The sequence below is a fragment of the Micromonospora sp. CNZ303 genome, from assembly GCF_004345505.1.
Map to the genome: position 1 here is coordinate 146,514 of NZ_SLVT01000015.1, position 18,222 is coordinate 164,735.

General features: G+C 73.4%; 16 protein-coding genes. 7 read left to right on the forward strand and 9 right to left on the reverse strand.

Annotated elements, in window-relative coordinates; genetic code table 11:
• The first annotated feature begins 22 nt into the window (after positions 1-22).
• Complete coding sequence (ftsH, locus tag EV374_RS22815; RefSeq protein WP_132238612.1) at positions 23-2,047, forward strand: ATP-dependent zinc metalloprotease FtsH; 2,025 nt, start codon at positions 23-25, stop codon at positions 2,045-2,047.
• 38 nt (positions 2,048-2,085) lie between these two features.
• Positions 2,086-2,751, forward strand: a complete 666-nt coding sequence (gene folE / locus EV374_RS22820) for a GTP cyclohydrolase I FolE (RefSeq protein ID WP_132238614.1) — start codon at positions 2,086-2,088, stop codon at positions 2,749-2,751.
• Positions 2,752-2,871: 120 nt separating this feature from the next.
• Here the strand turns inward: folE and EV374_RS22825 are convergent, their stop codons facing one another.
• Together EV374_RS22825 and EV374_RS22830 are read right to left on the reverse strand one after the other, a co-directional pair.
• A complete protein-coding gene (locus EV374_RS22825; RefSeq protein WP_486485900.1) occupies positions 2,872-3,636 on the reverse strand; it encodes a hypothetical protein in 765 nt (254 codons plus the stop codon).
• A complete protein-coding gene (locus EV374_RS22830; RefSeq protein ID WP_132238616.1) occupies positions 3,633-6,182 on the reverse strand; it encodes an FtsK/SpoIIIE domain-containing protein in 2,550 nt (849 codons plus the stop codon). Before EV374_RS22830 ends, EV374_RS22825 begins: the two co-directional genes overlap by 4 nt.
• 195 nt (positions 6,183-6,377) lie before the next feature.
• On the opposite strand from EV374_RS22830, the gene EV374_RS22835 reads away from it, so the two are divergent.
• Positions 6,378-6,941, forward strand: a complete 564-nt coding sequence (locus EV374_RS22835) for a hypothetical protein (RefSeq protein WP_132238688.1) — start codon at positions 6,378-6,380, stop codon at positions 6,939-6,941.
• A gap of 3 nt (positions 6,942-6,944) precedes the next feature.
• Here the strand turns inward: EV374_RS22835 and EV374_RS22840 are convergent, their stop codons facing one another.
• From EV374_RS22840 to EV374_RS22870, 7 genes are read right to left on the reverse strand one after another with little or no spacing between them, the layout of a single operon-like run.
• Positions 6,945-7,547 carry a hypothetical protein gene (locus EV374_RS22840; protein ID WP_132238618.1) on the reverse strand — a complete coding sequence of 201 codons (603 nt, stop codon included), beginning with the start codon at positions 7,545-7,547 and terminating at the stop codon, positions 6,945-6,947.
• A 13-nt stretch (positions 7,548-7,560) separates the two neighbouring features.
• Entirely contained in the window at positions 7,561-8,727 is a 1,167-nt protein-coding gene (locus tag EV374_RS22845; protein WP_132238620.1) for a M23 family metallopeptidase, read from the reverse strand.
• Positions 8,724-9,281: a hypothetical protein gene (locus EV374_RS22850; RefSeq protein ID WP_132238622.1), complete on the reverse strand. Its 558-nt coding sequence runs from the start codon at positions 9,279-9,281 to the stop codon at positions 8,724-8,726. The genes EV374_RS22845 and EV374_RS22850 overlap by 4 nt, the downstream gene beginning before the upstream one ends.
• Positions 9,278-11,245, reverse strand: a complete 1,968-nt coding sequence (locus tag EV374_RS22855) for an MFS transporter (RefSeq protein ID WP_132238624.1) — start codon at positions 11,243-11,245, stop codon at positions 9,278-9,280. Before EV374_RS22855 ends, EV374_RS22850 begins: the two co-directional genes overlap by 4 nt.
• A 1-nt stretch (position 11,246) precedes the next feature.
• Positions 11,247-14,669 (reverse strand): ATP-binding protein, encoded by a 3,423-nt coding sequence (locus tag EV374_RS22860; protein WP_132238626.1) that lies wholly within the window; start codon positions 14,667-14,669, stop codon positions 11,247-11,249.
• 49 nt (positions 14,670-14,718) lie between these two features.
• Positions 14,719-15,081, reverse strand: coding sequence for a hypothetical protein (locus tag EV374_RS22865; RefSeq protein ID WP_089003089.1), 363 nt, complete (start codon positions 15,079-15,081; stop codon positions 14,719-14,721).
• A 13-nt stretch (positions 15,082-15,094) separates the two neighbouring features.
• A complete protein-coding gene (locus tag EV374_RS22870; RefSeq protein WP_132238628.1) occupies positions 15,095-15,409 on the reverse strand; it encodes a hypothetical protein in 315 nt (104 codons plus the stop codon).
• Between the two features lie 343 nt (positions 15,410-15,752).
• Between EV374_RS22870 and folP the strand changes: the two genes are divergently transcribed.
• Genes folP through EV374_RS22890 form a run of 4 tightly spaced genes read left to right on the forward strand, consistent with a single transcriptional unit; the run spans position 15,753 to position 18,121 of the window.
• A complete protein-coding gene (folP, locus tag EV374_RS22875) occupies positions 15,753-16,673 on the forward strand; it encodes a dihydropteroate synthase (RefSeq protein ID WP_132238630.1) in 921 nt (306 codons plus the stop codon).
• Positions 16,670-17,035 carry a dihydroneopterin aldolase gene (gene folB / locus EV374_RS22880; protein ID WP_132238632.1) on the forward strand — a complete coding sequence of 122 codons (366 nt, stop codon included), beginning with the start codon at positions 16,670-16,672 and terminating at the stop codon, positions 17,033-17,035. The genes folP and folB overlap by 4 nt, the downstream gene beginning before the upstream one ends.
• Complete coding sequence (gene folK / locus EV374_RS22885) at positions 17,032-17,559, forward strand: 2-amino-4-hydroxy-6-hydroxymethyldihydropteridine diphosphokinase (RefSeq protein WP_132238634.1); 528 nt, start codon at positions 17,032-17,034, stop codon at positions 17,557-17,559. Before folB ends, folK begins: the two co-directional genes overlap by 4 nt.
• Positions 17,560-17,578: 19 nt before the next feature.
• Positions 17,579-18,121: a DUF3180 domain-containing protein gene (locus EV374_RS22890; protein WP_132238636.1), complete on the forward strand. Its 543-nt coding sequence runs from the start codon at positions 17,579-17,581 to the stop codon at positions 18,119-18,121.
• Positions 18,122-18,222 lie beyond the last annotated feature (101 nt).

Below are 18,222 nucleotides of genomic sequence, written 5' to 3' on the forward strand. Positions count from 1 at the left end.
CGCCTCGGCGCTCGACAACAGTATGGAACGTACGCGTTTCTTCCGCCGACCGGTGGTCTGGATCATCCTGGTCATCCTCGGCGCCGTTGTGCTCAGTCAACTGTTCACCGCTGGTCCCAGCTACCACCGGGTGGACACTTCCATTGCGCTCGACCAGCTCAACAAGGGCGGCATCGACAAGGTCGTCTTCCAGGACAAGGAGCAGACGCTCCGGCTCGACCTGAAGGACAAGGCCAAGTTCGGTGACACCGACACCGACCGGATCGAGGCGCAGTTCCCCTACGAGGTCGGCGACGAGGTCTGGAACGAGGTCCTCGAGGCCAAGGCGAACAACCGGGTCACCGGCCCGGCCAACGTCGAGGTGTCGTCCGACAGCATCTGGGTGAGCCTGCTGGTCAACCTGCTCCCGATCGCCCTGCTGGTGCTCCTGCTGCTCTTCTTCATGTCGCAGATGCAGGGCGGCGGCTCCCGGGTGCTCAACTTCGGCAAGTCCAAGGCGAAGATGATCACCAAGGACACGCCGAAGACCACGTTCGCGGACGTGGCCGGCGCCGAGGAGGCCGTCGAGGAGCTGCACGAGATCAAGGACTTCCTGCAGAACCCGGCGAAGTACCAGGCCCTGGGCGCCAAGATCCCGAAGGGCGTCCTGCTCTTCGGCCCGCCCGGCACCGGTAAGACGCTGCTGGCCCGCGCCGTCGCCGGCGAGGCCGGGGTGCCCTTCTACTCGATCTCCGGTTCGGACTTCGTGGAGATGTTCGTCGGTGTCGGCGCCAGCCGGGTCCGCGACCTCTTCGAGCAGGCCAAGGCGAACGCCCCGGCCATCGTCTTCGTCGACGAGATCGACGCCGTCGGCCGCCACCGCGGCGCCGGCATGGGTGGCGGTCACGACGAGCGCGAGCAGACCCTCAACCAGCTGCTCGTCGAGATGGACGGCTTCGACACCAAGGGCGGGGTCATCCTGATCGCCGCCACCAACCGGCCGGACATCCTCGACCCGGCGCTGCTGCGCCCGGGCCGCTTCGACCGGCAGATCCCGGTGGACGCCCCCGACATGGAGGGTCGCAAGGCGATCCTGCGGGTGCACGCCAAGGGCAAGCCGTTCACCCCCGACGTCGACCTCGACGCGGTGGCCCGGCGCACCCCGGGCTTCAGCGGTGCCGACCTGGCCAACGTGATCAACGAGTCCGCGCTGCTCACCGCCCGCAAGGACCAGCGGGCGATCTCCAACGACTCCCTGGAGGAGTCGATCGACCGGGTGATCGCCGGTCCGCAGCGCCGGACCCGGGTGATGAGCGACCAGGAGAAGAAGATCACCGCGTACCACGAGGGTGGGCACGCGCTGGTCGCCTGGGCGTTGCCGCACGCCGCGCCGGTGCACAAGGTGACGATCCTGTCCCGCGGTCGGTCGCTGGGCCACACCCTGGTCCTGCCCACCGAGGACAAGTACACCCAGACCCGCGCCGAGATGGTCGACACCCTGGCGTACGCGCTGGGTGGCCGGGCCGCCGAGGAACTGGTCTTCCACGAGCCGACCACCGGCGCCGGCAACGACATCGAGAAGGCCACCCAGCTGGCCCGCGCGATGATCACGCAGTACGGCATGAGCTCCAAGCTCGGCGCCATCAAGTACGGCACCAGCGGCGACGAGCCGTTCCTCGGCCGCAACATGGGCCACGAGCGGGACTACTCCGACGTCGTCGCCGCCGAGATCGACGGCGAGATGCGGGCGCTGATCGAGCTGGCCCACGACGAGGCCTGGGAGATCCTGGTGGAATACCGGGACGTCCTGGACAACATCGTGCTGGAGCTGATGGAGAAGGAGACCCTCTCCACCGCCGACATGGCCCGGATCTGCGCCCGGGTGGCCAAGCGGCCACCGATGGCGCCGTACAACGGCTTCGGCAAGCGCCAGCCCTCCACCGAGCCGCCCGTGCTCACGCCGGCCGAGAAGGACGCGCTCAAGGTGCAGGCCCAGGCCGACGGCGCCCAGGCGACGGTGGGCGGCGGCACCTCCAACAACTCCAACAACTCGGACGGTACGCACTGAGCACGGACCCGACGGCCAGTTCCCGGGAGCACCGGGAACTGGCCGTCTCCGCGACCGAGCCGGACGGCGACGACACCCTCGACTACGTCGCCGCGCGCCTGATCAGCGGCAAGCTCACCGGTCGGCCCGTCGAGGAGACCGTGGACCTCGGACGGATCGAGAAGGCGGTCCGCGAGATCCTGATCGCCGTCGGGGAGGACCCGGACCGCGACGGGCTCCAGCAGACCCCGGCCCGGGTGGCCCGGGCGTACGCCGAACTCTTCGCCGGCCTCCGGGTCGACCCGGCCCAGGTGCTCAGCACCACCTTCGAGGCCAACCACGAGGAGCTGGTGCTCGTCCGGGACATCGACGTGATGAGCCTGTGCGAGCACCACCTGCTGCCGTTCCGGGGCAGCGCCCATATCGGCTACATCCCGGGGCCGGACGGCCGGATCACCGGCCTGTCGAAGCTGGCCCGGCTGGTCGAGGTCTTCGCCCGCCGGCCGCAGGTCCAGGAGCGGCTCACCTCACAGATCGCCGACCTGCTCATGGAGCGGCTCGCGCCGCGTGGCGTGGTGGTGGTGCTCGAATGCGAGCACATGTGCATGGCGATGCGCGGCATCCAGAAGTCGGGCGCCAAGACCATCACCTCGGCCGTACGGGGCACCCTCCAGCGCGACGCCAAGTCGCGCGCCGAGGCGATGGCGCTGATCATCCCCCGCTGACCGCGACAGACCGGCCGGCCGAACCCACACCCGGGTCGGCCGGCCGTCGCGCGTCAGCCCGCCGACGTGGGTCTGGCAGGCGGGAACCTGGGGGTGTGGGCCCGGGAGGTGGGGTGCCGCTCAGCCGGCCAGCATCGCGAGCAACAGGCCCGCGCTGACCAGCACCGCCGGAACGAGGCACACCAGGGCGCCGAGCCGGGCCGTGTGCTCCACCCGGCCACCCGCCGGCGGCGGAAAGAGCCGCCCGACGCCGATCCAGCCCGCCACGAACGCCACCGCCGGCATCGGCAGCCCGCAGACCAGCGCGGCCACGCTCGCCGCCCCGGTGCCGGTCGCCACGAACAACACCAGCTGGACCGCCGGCACCAGCAGCGCCAGCGGCCCGTACACCAGCAGGTTGCGCAGGCGCGGCGGCCAGGCGGCCAGGCGGGGCAGCCCTCGCGCGGCGAGCGTTGCGTCCGCGGCGTCCGCCCGGCCACGGGCGGTGCGCAGCGCGGCCAGCACCGCCGCCGGCCCGCCCGCCATCACCCGGGTCGCCTCGGTCAGCTCCGGCGGCGTCGGGACCAGCGAGATTGGCGGTACGCCCCGCTCGTGCAGCCGGGCCTCCTGCGACGCCAGCAGGGTGCGTACGGCGGTCAGCTCCTCGCGGGCGGCCTGCACCGACCGGGCCTGCTCCCCGGCGGCGGTGGCGGCGTCGCGGCGTACCCCGTCGAGCTGGCGGGCGGCGGCGAGGTACTCGGTCCACGCGGCCCGCACCGGGTCGACGCCCCCGGCGCTCCCCGCCGGCCCGGCCGTGTCGGTGTGCTCGGGCGTCGGGTCGACGCCGGAACGCTGCCGCCCCGGCGCGGCGTGCCCCGTCGTGGTCGGTGCCCCGCCACGGGTCATCCGGGCTCCCCCTCCTCGCCGAACGGGACCAGCACGGTGCCCTGCTCGCCGGGACCGTCCCAGAGCACCGCCCGGCCGGGGCGGGGCCGCCACTGCACCTGCCGCCCGAAGACCGACGTCAGCTGCGCACCCGGCAGGTCCACCACGGCCACGGCGGCGAGCTTGTCCACCTCGCCCTCGGGTTCGAGCAGCGCCGCGAACGACGGCACCGTCCGCCAGCGGCCCAGCAGGTGCCGGCCGGCGGGCGGCCCCTCCCGCAGCAGCGCGCCCAGCCGTTCCGGGGGCAGTTGCTCCGGGGTCGGCACGTCCAGCCCGAAGACCACCAGGTAGGCCGGCACGGCGTCGTCCGCGGCGGCGAGCAGGCCGGCCAGGTCCACGGTGTCCACCGGGTGCCGACCGGCCAGCTCGGCCGCCAACGCCTCGGCCACCGGCCGGCACTCCTCGTCCGGCGCGGCGAGCACGAAGCGGGCGGCCCCCGGCGCGTGGTGCACCGCCACGCTGCGCGCCGCGGTGACCAGCAGCCGGACCGCCTCCGGGCCGGGACCGAGCACGGCCAGGTTCCGCCCCGGGGCCGGCCCGAGCGACACGGCGACGGTGCTCCGGGGCACGTCCACCGCGCGGCCCAGCAGGGCGGCGGGACCGGGCGCCTGCCCCGCGAGCGCGGCCCGGTGCCGGGGATCGTTGCGCAGGAGCGGGCGGGCGTAGCCGGCGAAGACCACCGGCGGGGTGGCCCCCTCCGGGCGGGCCGACCAGAGCCGGTGCCGCAGCGCCTCCACCGTGTCGGGGTGGTCCTGCGGATCCGGGAACCGGACCATCCGCTCGTGCCCCCGGATCGCGCCCCGGGGCCCGCCGAGCCCGCCGGCGGTGTTCACCACCGCGCTGCCCACCGGCAGCCCGGCGGCCGAGTCGTTCGTCGGCTCCAGCACGGCGCCCCCACCGGGCAGCGCCACCCGCACCGGGAACTGCCCCAGCACCGAGTCCCGGTCCGTACGCGAGCCCAACCCCAGGTCGCCCTCGCCGGCCAGCACCAGGTGCACCCCGTACGCGCGCCCGGTGCGGGCCAGCGCGTCCAGCCGGGCGGCGGCGTCGGCGGCCAGCCGGTCCCGCTCGGCGAAGAGCAACGGGAGATTGTCGAGCACGCACACGATGCGGGGCATCGCCCGGTGCTGCCGCAGCTCGGCGAAGCGCTGCCCGCCTGCCCGGGCGCCCGCCTCCTCGCGCCGGCGCACCTCCGCCACCAGCTCGTCCAGCAGGCTCAGCACGTACTCCCGGTCGGCGGCCATCGCGGCGGCCCGCACCTGCGGGATCCACGACCGGTCCCGCTCGGTCTGGAGGAACTCCACGAAGGACTCGGCGTCGGCGAGATCCGCCAGGTAGAGAGTTAGCTCGTCGGGGCCGTACCTGGCGGTCAGGCCGAGCAGCGCGGTGGTGAGGAACGTGGAGCGACCCGTGCCCGAGCGGCCGCTGACCAGCCAGTGCGGCGTCAGCTCCGTGAAGCCGAGCGACACGGGACGGCCACCGGCGTCCCCGACGGTCGTGGTCAGCCCGCCCACCCCGCTCGCCGTCCACAGCTCCTCGTCGGCCGCCGGCAGCAGGTCGGTCAGCGCCAGCCGGGAACCCGCCTCCACCTGCGCGGCCAGCCGGTGGCAGACCGCGTCGACCAGTTCGGCCGGCGGATCCGCCTCAATGAAGACCGGCGAGTTCAGCCCGCCCGGCGGCTCGGCGCCCGGGCCGGCGAACGACCCGCCCGGCGGGTCACCCAGCAGCGCGTACGCGGTCCGGACCGCCAACGTCGTCGCCCGCGGCAGCGGCTCCCGGTCGCCCGCCGGAGGCCAGCCCGCCACCACGAGGTGCAGCCCCGCGGACCGGCCCGGCTCGGCCAGGGCCTCGAGCCGGGCCAGGTCGGAGGGGCCGGTCGACTCGGGCAGCGCGGCGACCACCAGCAGCAGCGTCCGGTCGTGCCGGCGTCGCCCGCTCGCCCCCGGCGCCACCCACTGCTCGGCCTCGGTGAGCACGGCCCGCAGCCCGGCCACGTCCACCGCCGGGGGCGGCAGCAGGCCCGCGTCCGCGAGCGGCGCGAACGGCGCGAGGGTCGAGCCGGTGGCGTCCACCGCGCGGACCAGCAGCGCCCCGGCCGGGGTCGCCGCCAACAGCCGCAGCAGTACGCCCCGCAGCAGCCCCGCCACCCGGGGATCCCGGGCGTCCACGTCCACCGAGAGGTGACCCGTGCCGAGCAAAGGCACCAGCGCGGGGAACCGGGCGTCGTCCAGCGGTGCCGCCGTACCGACCCGGACGAAGGGAGGCGGCCCCTCACCGGCCGGTGTGGTCGGTGCGACCGTCTCCAGGGGAGCGCCCGCCCAGCCGGGGGCCAGCACCGCCGCTGCCGAACGGAGGCGGTCGGCCAGTTCGTACTGACGGCGCTGGTCGGCGGGAACGGGCCGGGTGTCGTCGAGGACGCTCGCGGCGGCGGTGGCAGTGGCGGCGGCCCGCCTGTGCAGTGCGGCGGCGCGGTTGGTGCGTGCCTTCGGACCGGCCACCGCGTCCACCCCCTCCGCCCGAGGTCGACAACCCCTCCCCGCGCAGAGACCGTAACCCAGTCGGGCCGACTCGTCCGGGATGCGCGGCGGCACTGCGCCGGGGATGTCGTGGATCTCACCGATGGGGAGTGGTCCGTCACGATCCGCTGGATCTGGGGCATTGGGTCTACCGCGTCCAGCCGCTAGCCTCAGAGGGTGGAATCAGTGCAGCCCCCCGCCGGTTCCCAGGTCTCCCGCGTACCGGCGCAACGGCCCCCCTCCGACCACCTGGCGCCGCCCTCGCCGGCCCCGGTGCCGGAGCGGCCACGGCGGCGGCTGCGCACCGTGGTCACGGTGGTCGCGAGCGTCGTCGCGGCACTCTGCCTCGGCGGAGTGGCCGCCGGATTCGTGCTCTACAACCGGGCCGCCGCCCCGGACCGCAGCGCGCCCGACGTGGTGGTGGACAACTACCTACGCGCCTTCCTCGTGGACCGCAACGACACCCGCGCCAATTTATTCACTTGTGAGGGAAGCGGCGATCGGGCTGCGGTCCTCGGACTGCGTAGCGAGATCGAGCAGCGTGAGGCCAACTTCGACGTCGTGGTCAGAGTCAGTTGGGGGCCGCTCACCCGGACCGACACGAACGAGGGCGAATCAGTTGCCACAACGCTCACCATCTCCGGCTCAGCCAACGGCCAGCCCCGCAGCAGCAGGCGTGAGGACTGGGTATTCGATGTGGTGGAAAGAGACGAAGGCTGGCGGGTCTGTAGCGGCCGTAGGGCCGGCTGAGCGTCACTCGATCCAGAGCAGATGCACAGGGACCTCCAGTGTGGTCGGCGACTGGCCCCGCCAGGCCCAGCGGTACCACTCCACCTCCGGGGCAACCCGGACGCAGATGTCGCCTTCCGCGCCGGAGTAGGTCTCGGTGACAACACGCAGGTCCCGGTGTTCGACGGAATCCACCACGTGCACCACCCGGCGACCCGTGACGGCGCCCGACTCGAAGACCGGGGTCGGGGCGCGGTGCGGCGGGGCGTCCAGCGAGACCAGGCGGACGCCCGTCTCGTGGTCCATCGACGCGTCCGGCCGCCGGGCCCCCACCGTCTCCACCCAGACCCGCTCGACCGGGACCAGCGGCGCGAAGACCTCTACCTGGTCGGACTCCGCCCGGTACCACTCGTGCTCGGGGATGACCGGTACGTAGGTCCGGCTGCCCTGCACCACCCGGTCGTCGGCGCGGAGGTCACCGCGCCAGCCGAGTCCGGGCAGGCCGACCAGCACGCGCTGCCCGCGGAGCTCGACGCGTCCGGTCGCCGGCACGATCTCGATCGGTCGGGGCGGCCGGGGCGCCCAGTCCGGATGGTCGGCGAACGGGTCGGGAAGCGGGTCGCTCATGACGGCGAGCGTCTCATCCCGCGCCCTTGAGCGGCGCGCCGCGTGATCGCATGAACGGCACCGGGTCGATGGCGCCCCGGCTGCTCCTGTCTCCGTCCTCGTGCACCTCGAAGTGGAGGTGGGGGCCGGAGGAGTTGCCGCTGCTGCCCACCTCGCCGATGACCGTTCCGGCCTCGACGAGCTGGCCGACCTTGACGCGGGGTTTGCTGACCATGTGGCAGTAGCGGGTGATGAACCCGCCGGCGTGCAGGACGTCGACGAACCAGCCGCAGCCGCCCTTGTTCGGCCAGCCGTCGACGTCGCAGGTGTGCCGGCCGCCGGAGTCCGGGTCGCAGCGGGACACCAGGACGCGTCCGGTGGCGGCGACACGGATGTCGGTGCCCTTCGGCGCGGCGATGTCGACCCCGTTGTGCCGGGGCCGGCTCGCGGTGCGGAAGCCCGAGCCGACGCCGCCGGGGATGGGAGCCGTCCAACCCGAGGCGGCGATCTGTCCTCCGGCGGCGCGGTCGCAGGCCTTCCTACCGTCGATCAGCGCGATCCGGGCAGCTCCGCCTGCCAGCGCGTTGACGATCTGGCCGGCCACGTCCTCGTGCTTGGCATACGCGTCCGGGAAGGCGCTGATCTGCACGGCCTGCGCGGCCCGGGTCAGCGGCATCGTCTCCCAGCCGGGCACCTTGACCAGCTTCTCGTAGAACTTCCGGGCGGCGTACTCGGGCGTCATCCGCTGCGCCACGGTGCCCCAGCCCGCTCTCTGCTGAAACAGCCCGACGGAGTCGTGATCGGCACCGACACCCTCGTTGGGGAGATCCTCGGACTCGCCGACGGTCCGGTTCGCCAGGTTGCGCAGCCGGGACTCCTGCATGGCGGTTGCCACGGCGATCACCCATCCGCGCGGCGGCACCTTCATCTCCTGCCCGACCTTGATGATCCGAGCGGCGTTACGAAGCTGGACCTGACCGTAGCCGGACATCCGAGGGACCTTGCCGCGAACGTCGACCCGGTGGTTCTCCTTGCAGTCCATGCTCACCGGGGCCATGTCCGTGGACTCGCCGCCCAGTTCCGTGAGGAAGAAGGCCCCCGCGCCGCCGGTGCAGCAGAGCAGGGCGAGCGTCGCCGTCAACGCGGCGGCCAGTGCGCCGAGTCGGAGCTGTCGACCGCGCGGTCGCGTCCCGTCGCTCATGTCTGCTCCCAGTCCACGGCATCAACCAGCCACCGCCCGTCGGGCGCCACCAGTTCGAGGCGGAGCCGACCCGTGTCGAGCGGAACCAGCACCTCGACGAAGTTCTCGGCCCGGGGCTGGAGAGTGACGTCGCCGTCGACCTGACCGGTCGGCACCCCGGACGGGTCGGCGCCGGCCAGCTTGTCGGTCAGCGCCGGGGTGGAGAGGGGACGTAGGCCCTCCTGCCACTGCTCCGCGGTGGTGCCCGTTTTGCCGAGCCAGGCGGCGACGAAGCGTTCGGCGGTCTGCTCCGGCGTGAGTTCGCCGGGACGGGTGACGGGGGAGGGGGGAGCGCCCGTGGAGAATGCCCCGTCGTCGCCGGCGGTCGGGTCGACCGTGGTGATCGGTTGGTTGGGGCGGTTGCTGAGCCCGGAGGTGGGGTCACCGGGCCCGGAGACCAGCCGTGCCGCTCCGATGATCCCGAACACGAGGACGGCGATGCCGATCGCGATGCCGATCCGGGACCGGAGGACCCGGGTTACCAGGAATTCAATTGCCCGCCGCACCGTGCTCACCGCGCCTCTGAGCGGATCCGGGGAGTGGGCCGGTCAGGCTCGCGTTCCGTGGACCCGGGGCGGTAGATGACGAACGAGGGGTTCTCGTCCGGCACGTCCGGCTCCGTCCAGGTGGCCGGCTGCCGCCGCCGGGGCCGAGGGGCGACCGGGCGGGAGGCGTCCCTTTCCCCGGAGGGCGCCCCCTTCTCGGCGGCCGACTCACGGCCGTCGGGCCGTTGCCGCTCCTCCCCACCGGGGTTGGCGGCATGCCCAGCGCGGGGGGCGGCCTGCGCCGGATCCTCCCGCCGGGCCTCAGGCCGGAGGGTGGGCTGCTCCGCCACGACAGCCCGACGCCGGCCCATCGCCGGATCAGCCGTGCCGCCGGGTTCAGCGACGTCGAGCCGGGCGGCGGTGCGCATGTCCCGGAAGAACCGCCGGTGCCACGAGCCGGCCGAGCTGACCGCCTCGCTGCTGTCCTTGCCGCCGAGCTGGGTGATCCGTCGATAGGGACGCAGCAGTAGCCAGCCGACCACGCCACAGAGCCACACCAGCACCACCTGGAGCCAGCCGGGCAGGGTCGGCGTGCTCATGATGAGGTCGACCGCGAAGAGGTAGATGGCGGCACCGGTGCCGAAGATGGCGATGTTGAAGACGGCGGCGACCACCGCGTTCGCCAACCGCCGCAACCCGGCGCTGGCCGGGCGCATCAGGCCCACCGTGCCCAGGATCGGCGCGGCGATCACCGCCCAACGGAAGATCAGGAATCCCAGCAGCACCAGCAGCGAGGCGGTCAGGTCGAACATCGCGAAGAGCACAGCGGCCAGCACCGCGATGAATCCGGCGCCCACCCGGTCCATGTCCCGGACGCCCTGGAGATACTCGTACGCCTCCGGGTCCTCGGTCTCGATCTGCTGCGCGACCCGCGCCCACTGCTGCTGCTTGGCCTTGATGGTGGCCTCTCGCGTGGCCGGATTCGACCGGAGCTTCGCGGCCTCCTCCCAGGAGAGCGACTTCGCGTCGTAGAGGGCTGGACCGTACTTCTTCGCGGTCTCGCTGTCCGCCGAGCCCAGCACGCCCCGCAACCAGTTGCGGTAGAGCATCGCCTCCGTCGCCGTGTCACTGGCCCGCACGGCGGGAGGACGGTTGTCCTTGCACGCCTCCGGATTTGGGTCGTCGCACTGACTTGGAGGAGTGTCCTTGGTGGCCGGGCCGACCGCGTCGTGGACCACGCCCAGGGTGGTGACGAGGGTGCCGTCGGCGATGTTGGCCGACTTGACCGGCCAGGCGGCCAGGGCGGTCACCGCCACCATCACCAGCAGGGCCCAACCCGCCGTGGTCATCGCGTTGCTCATGTCGGACTGGCGGGAACGCCAGAGCAGGTACAGGCCGACCACGCACAGCGTGACGATGCCGAAGACACTGAACACCTTCTGGTAGACGGCCTTGGTCGCCTGGTCCACCAGCGGATCGGCCCAGCCCCACATCGATCGCGGATCCCAGGCGCGTTCCCGCAGCGCGTTCGAGGCGCCCACGATCGCCGTGGCGATCATGAATTCGCCATTGGCGACCGTGTTGGTGAACTTGTAGTCGGGATGCAGCACCGCGGTCGCGCAACCGCTGTCGATGTCATACGTGGAGTAGCTGTATCCGGCGTAGCCGTAGTCGCTGTAGAAGCCCTTGGGGCCCGGCTTCGTGGCCGAGTCCGGGCGGGACGCGAACCAGCCGGCGAGCCCGGAATCGGGCGTACCGGGAGTCGGGGCGTTCCGGCATTTGACCTCTGAGTCGGCGACTTCCTTCAGTTTGGCGACGCAGGCGCGGAAGTCGGCCTGCCACTCCGGCGTGGTGCAGAGTTCGGCCTTCGTCTGGGCGGTCAGCGGTGCGGGGGCGGCCGCCATGGCACCGACGGCCGGCCAGCCGATCGTGGCCCCGGCGAGTACGCCGAGCGCGAGCAGGAACGCCGCCAACCGTGCCCTGGCCCGCGCCATGTCACGCCTCCATGTTCGGCAGGATGGCCGGCAGCACCCCGGCCGCCGCGGCGATCGCGGCGGGGGTGGTGTCGAGGTGGTCCAGCAGCCCGTCGACGTACGAGACGTCGACCCGGACCTTCTGCACCCGGCCGTCGACGTCCCGCATGACGAATTCCCGGAAGCCGAGCCGGCTCGAACTGGTGGCGTCGGCGGTGGAGAGGGAGGCCAGGGTGGCCTCGTAGCCGTCGTTGACCGGCACCCGCAGCAGGCGGAGCGCTTCGGAGGCGATTTCCGCGTCCTCGGCGATCCGGCCGACGAAGACGGTCGAGACCAGGTTCTGCACGTCGAGGCCGAGGATGTCCCGCGGGTTCTGCGAGGCGACCAACGCGGCGAGGTTCCACTTGCGGGAGTCGCGCGCGAGCCGGACCAGGAACGACCGTCCGGAGCGCCACCCTTCCATGAAGTGCGCCTCGTCCAGGCCGACCAGCTTCCGCGACGACATCGAGCCGCCGTAGCAGCGGCGTACGGCGAGCCGGTGTGCGGTGTGCAGCATCGGCAGGGCCAGCGCCTCCTCGGCGGACCAGTACTCCCGCTCGATCTTCAGGTCGGGCAGTCGCAGCCCGGCCATGGTGATCACGGTGAGGGCGGCGTCCGCGCCGAGCAGTCCCTCCGGCGGGCGGCCGAAGAAGAGCATGGCCAGCGGCATCTCGGCGGTGTCGAGCAGCAGGTTGGCCAGTTCCTTGCCGGCGTCGTCGTCGAGCTGGCTGAGGCAGGCGACCACGTCGTCCAGGGTGGAGGTCTCCTCCGCGGGCACCTGGCGTACGGCGTGCCGGAAGAGGGTGGCGGTGGACGCCTCCCGGGCGACCTGCGGGGGCACCAGCATCATGCAGATGTCCTGCACCAGCATCCGCCGCTCGGCGCGGGCGTTGGAGACCGCGATCTCGAACTCCCGGTCGCCGGAGGCCCCGGTGCCGAACTCGCTGCGCAGCGGCGTCGGGATGAGCGAGTACGGGGCCAGGGTGCCGTGCTCGGAGCCGGTCAGGTTCAGCACCCGCGCGTACGGCCGGAGCTCCGGCATGGCGCAGAGCCGGGCGAGCGGGCCGGACGGGTCGAGCAGCGTCACCTGGACCCCGCGTCGGGCCGCGAGGTAGCCGAGCGCGCCGAGCAGGGTGGACTTGCCACCGCCCGGTTCGGCGACGAAGACGGCCAGCCCGGAGCGTTCGCGTACTTCCATCGGGAAGTGCAGGTCGAGGAAGACGGGCCGGCGGCAGGTGCCGGCGGTGCGCCCGATGAGGTCGCCGCGCCGGTCGCCGACGGTGGAGGCGGCCTGGGGGAGCGCGGCGGCGAGCAGGTTGACCGGCATCCGCCGGACGTAGCCGGTGTTGGCGATCGGTTCGCCGGGGATGAACTCGCGGGCCAGCCAGTCCTGGTTCTTCGGGTGTTGCAGCGAGATCCGCAGCTCGCGGGAGTAGAGCTGGATCAGCCGGCGGGCCCGCTCCAGGCACTCCTCGCGGTTGCGGCCGCCGACGGCGATCCGGTGCCAGCCGTGCGCGCGGGCGGAGTCGACCGGCAGCCCGGTGGTCATCTCGTCGCCGATGACCAGGGCGCGCTTGGCCAGCCGCTCCAGCTCGGGCGGGGCGTCGATGCCGTGTTCCGCGTAGTCGAGCTGCTGGGAGCGGATCATCCGCAGCCGGTGCTCCAGGTTACGGAAGGAGTCGCCGGATCCGAGGATGTCGACGCGGGTGGAGAGCTCCATCGGCCACGGCAGCCGCTCGTGGAAGTGCAGCCAGGGCTCGTGCCGCTCGGGGATCTCCAGGGGCTCCATCCGGCCGACCGCCAGCACGGCGACGTGCCGTTCCTCGCCGGTCATCCGGTTGACCAGCTTGACGGTCGAGCCGTACGGGGTGCGGTAGCGCTCGACCTGCTCGGTGAGGGCGAGCAGGTCGCCGCGTTCCCACTGCCCGTCGGTGAGCGGGGAGAGCTGACCGGGCGGCGCCATGCAGAGCGCCACCGAGCGGTAGAGCAGCCATTCCAGTTCCTGTGCCGTGACCCGCCGGCCGCGCATGCCGAACGCGCCCAGCACCTCGTCGAACTGCTCGACGGTGCGGCCGAGCTTGCGGCGCTCGCCCTCGGCGACGCCTCGGCCGAAGGTGCGCAGCAGTCGCTCGGTGAGCGAGTCGCCGAGGGCACGCCGGGCGAAGGTGACGCCGAGGTAGGTCTGCCCCTCGGCGTGGTTGACCGAGAGCAGGTGCCGCTGCGCGGCCACGAGGTGGTCGCCCCAGCTGGCGGTGCCGGGCACGTCGGGCAGCGGCGCGGCGGTGTGCGCGTCGATGGTGCGGGCCCACTCGTCGGCCGGGAAGGGCCGCGTGGTGCGCCGCAGGTGCAGGCGGAAGCCGGCCAGGCCGGCGTACTGCTCGGAGATCGCCGAGAGCAGCGCCTCCCGTTCGGCGTCCGGCCGGAACGCCCAGCGCACCTCGGGCAGCCAGTACCAGGCGGTGACGGTGTTGGGGGTGAAGGTCAGGTGGCCGGCGATCTCGGTGATGGCCAGCTCGACCGCCGGGTCCCGGTCCCCGAACTTGATCTTCGGTGGCTTGACCCGGGTGGGCTTGACGGGCTTGACGGGCTGGCCGCGCCGGCCGGCGGAGCGCTGGCGCGGCGGCGCCACCTCCCGGCCGGCCCGCTCCGGCGGGCGCTCCCCGGTGCGGCGGGACGTCGGCTCGGACGCCGGTTCCGGCGCGGGCGGGTCGAGCGGGGCCGCGTGCTGGCGGGGCGCCGGCTGGGAGGACGGCGGTGCCGCCGCGACGGCCGGCACGTCCTCCGCCTCCGCCGGTGGGCGGAGCGTGGGCAGCCGGTCCCCGGACTGGTGCGGTACCCGGGACCTGGCCGGTCGGGCGGGCGGCTCGTACGCGTCGGCCGGGGGCTGGTCGGCGGTCGGTGCCACCCCCGGGGCCGTCCGGTGGGCAGGCTGGCCGGTCCGGGGAGCCGCGTCGGCCGGGTGGCCGGTCCGGTGGGTGTCGGGCCCGTGACCCGCGCGTGGGGGCGGCGGAAGGGGGGCGGGAGCCGGTGGGAGCGCCGCCGGGGCCGGCGCGGCGCCGGCCGGCTGCTGGCCGATGGCGGTTTGCTCCCGCCCGCCGGCCCGCTGCGGGGGTGCCGTCGGCCGGGTCGGGCCGGGGCGCGTACCGCCGAACAGGTCGAGGAAGGGCGAGTCGATGTCGGCGTTGTCGGCGGGTTGCGGCTCGGCCGGCGGCGGCGTCCGGCGTGGCGCCGGACGGGGGGCCTGGAAGACGCCCACCCCACCGTGCCCGGGTGTCGTCACCAGGGCCGGGTCGAGGGCGACCTCGTCCGTCTCGGGATCATCAGGGTAGTTGAACGACCGCGCACGGTTACCGTGCGGGACGGCCGGGCGCCCTGCCGGGGAACCCGGCGTGGAACTGCGATTCATGCGACCGCCTCATCCGCGTCGTTCGACTGCCTGGTCGGGGTGCGACCGGTCATGCCAGTTCCTCCCGGATCCTGATCCGACTGCCGACCAGGCGGGGGTCCCGCTGCTCCGCGGCCGGCTCCCGGGTCCGCCGCCAGTCGGTCAGCGCGGTGCGGATCACCATGCGCGCGGGCCGGTCCGGATCGACGTACCGGAAGATGAACGAGGTGCTCACGATGGCGAGCGCGATCTCCCAGGCGGGGAAGAGCTCGACCTGCAACGTGAACAGCCAGTGGATGAACATGTAGAGGGGAACGAGCAGCATGAACAGCCCGTACTGGGCGTACGGCAGGTGGACGGGAAGGGTGTAGCCGGGCGGCCCGAGGTAGACCAGGCGAGCCCGGTAGATGTCGTCGTCGGTGCGCAGCCGCATCTCGTGCCCGCGCCTATTCGAAGATCAGGTCGATCAGGTAGTCGCCGATGAAGAAGAGTGTGGCGGCTCCGGCGATGAAGGCGAGCCCGACGATCGCGATCGCCGAGCTGGTGAGGACCTTGGAGATCTCACCCCGGCTGGCGCGCCCGATGAAGATGACGCCCAGCACGGCCAGCAGGATCGGAGCGATCTTGCTGGCGAAGAACGTGACGACACCCTCGGTGTCGATGCCCTTGGGCGCAGGCTCGGCGAGTGGAGTCGACGCCAGGGCGGAGAGCATGTGGGCGGCGGTTGACGTCGCCGTCTCCATCAGCTCGATGGCGATCACTGGAACCTCCCCAAGTCGCGGCCGGCGGCGCCGCGGTGGTGCAGTGGACGTGCCTGGCGGGAACGGTGCTCCCTGTACGCAGCGTCGGCGACTCTGCGTTCGTTACCCACCACGAAGGGTGGTGGACTTTGGGCGGATTCTCCCGCTTCGGCCCTCCCTCCAGGCTTCGCCATCTCGATGCCGGGCAGTTCCAAAGCGTACGGGCACCCACTGTTTGCGACAAGCCGCGAAGAGTCTGCCCGATCCGACCAGGACGACCGATCGTACACCCGTTCGAATGCGCATGTCACCGCCCTGGACCCGGTCCGTCCGGGGCGCTCCGGCCGACCGGTACCGTCTAGCCGTGACCGATCTGGTACGGGCCTCGGACCCGGTGGTGATGGGCGTCCTCAACGTCACGCCCGACTCCTTCTCCGACGGCGGACGGTACGCCGACCTCGACGCCGCCGTCGGACACGGCGTGCGGCTGCGGGCTGACGGCGCCCACCTGGTGGACGTCGGCGGCGAGTCCACCCGGCCGGGCTCCGACCGGGTCGACGCGGAGACCGAGACGGCCCGGGTGGTGCCCGTGATCCGGGAACTGACCGCCGCCGGCGTGCCGGTCAGCATCGACACCACCCGCGCACGGGTCGCCGAGGCGGCCCTCGCCGCCGGCGCGGCCGTGGTCAACGACGTCTCCGGCGGCCTCGCCGACCCCGACATGGCCCGGGTGGTCCGCGACGCCGGCTGCCCGTGGGTGCTCATGCACTGGCGGGGCCACTCCCGTGAGATGGGTGAGCTGGCCCGCTACGCCGACGTGGTCGCCGACGTGCGCGCCGAGCTGGGCCGCCGCGTCGACGAGGCGCTGCGGGCCGGGGTCGGCGCCGACCGCATCGTCGTCGACCCGGGGCTCGGCTTCGCCAAGACGGCCGCGCACAACTGGGAACTGAGCACCCGCCTGTCCGAGCTGCTGGACCTCGGCTTCCCGCTGCTCTTCGCGTCCAGCCGCAAGTCGTACCTGGGGCGGCTGCTGGCCGGCCCCGACGGCACCCCCCGCCCCACGGACGGCCGCGACGTGGCCACCGTCGCCACCAGCCTGCTCGCCGTGGCGGCCGGCGCCTGGGGCGTACGCGTGCACGACGTCCGGGCCACCGTGGACGCCCTCGCCGTCTGGCAGGCCACGGGCGCGCCCCGCCTGGCGCCCGCCGCCACCGGTGGGGCCCGGGCGGCCCACGCCGGCGCCGGCCGGGCGGACCGCACCACCGACCACGGAGGAGACCGATGACCGACCGGATCCAGCTGACCGGCCTGCGGGCGCACGGCCGGCACGGGGTGTACGACTTCGAGCGCGCCCAGGGCCAGGACTTCGTGGTCGACGCCGTCCTGGAGATGGACCTCGCTCCGGCGGCCCGCTCCGACGAGGTGGGCGACACCGTCCACTACGGCGAACTGGCGGAGCGGCTGGTCGCGGTGGTGACCGGCGAGCCGGTCAACCTGATCGAGACGCTCGCCGACCGGCTGCTGGCCGTCTGCCTGGCCGATCCCCGGGTCGAGGCCGCCACGGTCACCGTGCACAAGCCGGAGGCGCCCGTCCCGCACACCTTCACCGACGTGGCCGTCACGATGACGCGGCGGCGGAACCGGTGACCCGCGCCCTGCTCTCGCTGGGCAGCAACCTCGGCGACCGGCTCGCCCACCTGCGCTCCGCCGTGGCGGCGTTCGGCGACAGCGTGCTCCTGGTCTCCGGCGTCTACGAGACTCCACCGTGGGGGGACGCGGACCAGCCCGCGTACCTGAACGCCGCGCTGCTCGCCGAGGACCCGGCCGCGACCCCGTACGACTGGCTGGAGCGCGCCCGGGCGGCGGAGCGCGCCGCCGGGCGCACCCGCGACCCGCAGCGGCGCTTCGGGCCGCGCACCCTGGACGTGGACGTCATCGTCGTGTGGGCCGACGGCGACGAGCCGGTGCTCAGCGACGACCCGGAGCTGACCCTGCCGCACCCCCGGGCCCACCTGCGGGCCTTCGTGCTGCGGCCGTGGATCGACCTCCAGCCGTACGGGCGGCTGCCCGGGCACGGCTGGCTGACCGACCTGCTCAACACTCCTCCGGTCGCCGACGACGCGCTGGATCTGCGCCCCCGGCCGGATCTGGCGATAGAGTCGACGGCATGACCCAGTGGAGCCGGCCGGCATGACGCAGGCGCAGTCCCCGCGACCGGGCGGGACGGGCCCCGAGCGGTCCCGGATGGGCCCCACCCGGATCTCCACCCTGGTGGTGGCCGCCCTCGGCGCCGCCGCGGTGGCCTGGTTGCTGATCAGCACCCTCTACTACGACTACCTGCCGGAGCTGCCCTGGCTGCCGGTGGTCACGCTCGCCGCGCTGGCCGTGCTTGAGGCGTACGCCGCCGTGAACACCCGGGGGCGCATCGAGCGCAGGCCGGGCCGAGAGCCGGTCAATCCGCTGCTGGTGGCCCGGTTCGTGGTGCTCGCCAAGGCCTCCGCGCTGGCCGGCGCGATCTTCACCGGGTTCTACGCCGGGCTGACCGGCTGGCTCTTCGTGGAGCGTACCGACGCCGCGATGGGTGACCGGCCGATCGCCGGCGCCGGTCTGCTCGCCGGGTTGGCGCTGACGGGGGCGGCGCTCTGGCTGGAGCGCTCCTGCCGGGTTCCCGAGCAGGAGGACGACGAGGACCGCGAGCCCGGCGGCCGGGAGGGTCGCCCCGGCCCACGCTGATTCCGGGGGTTACGCCCGGCCTCCTGCGCGGGTACGGTGCCTGCGACCGGAGAGCAACGCCGCCCCGGTCCGCCCGCGCGTCGGACCAGGCTGGACGGCGG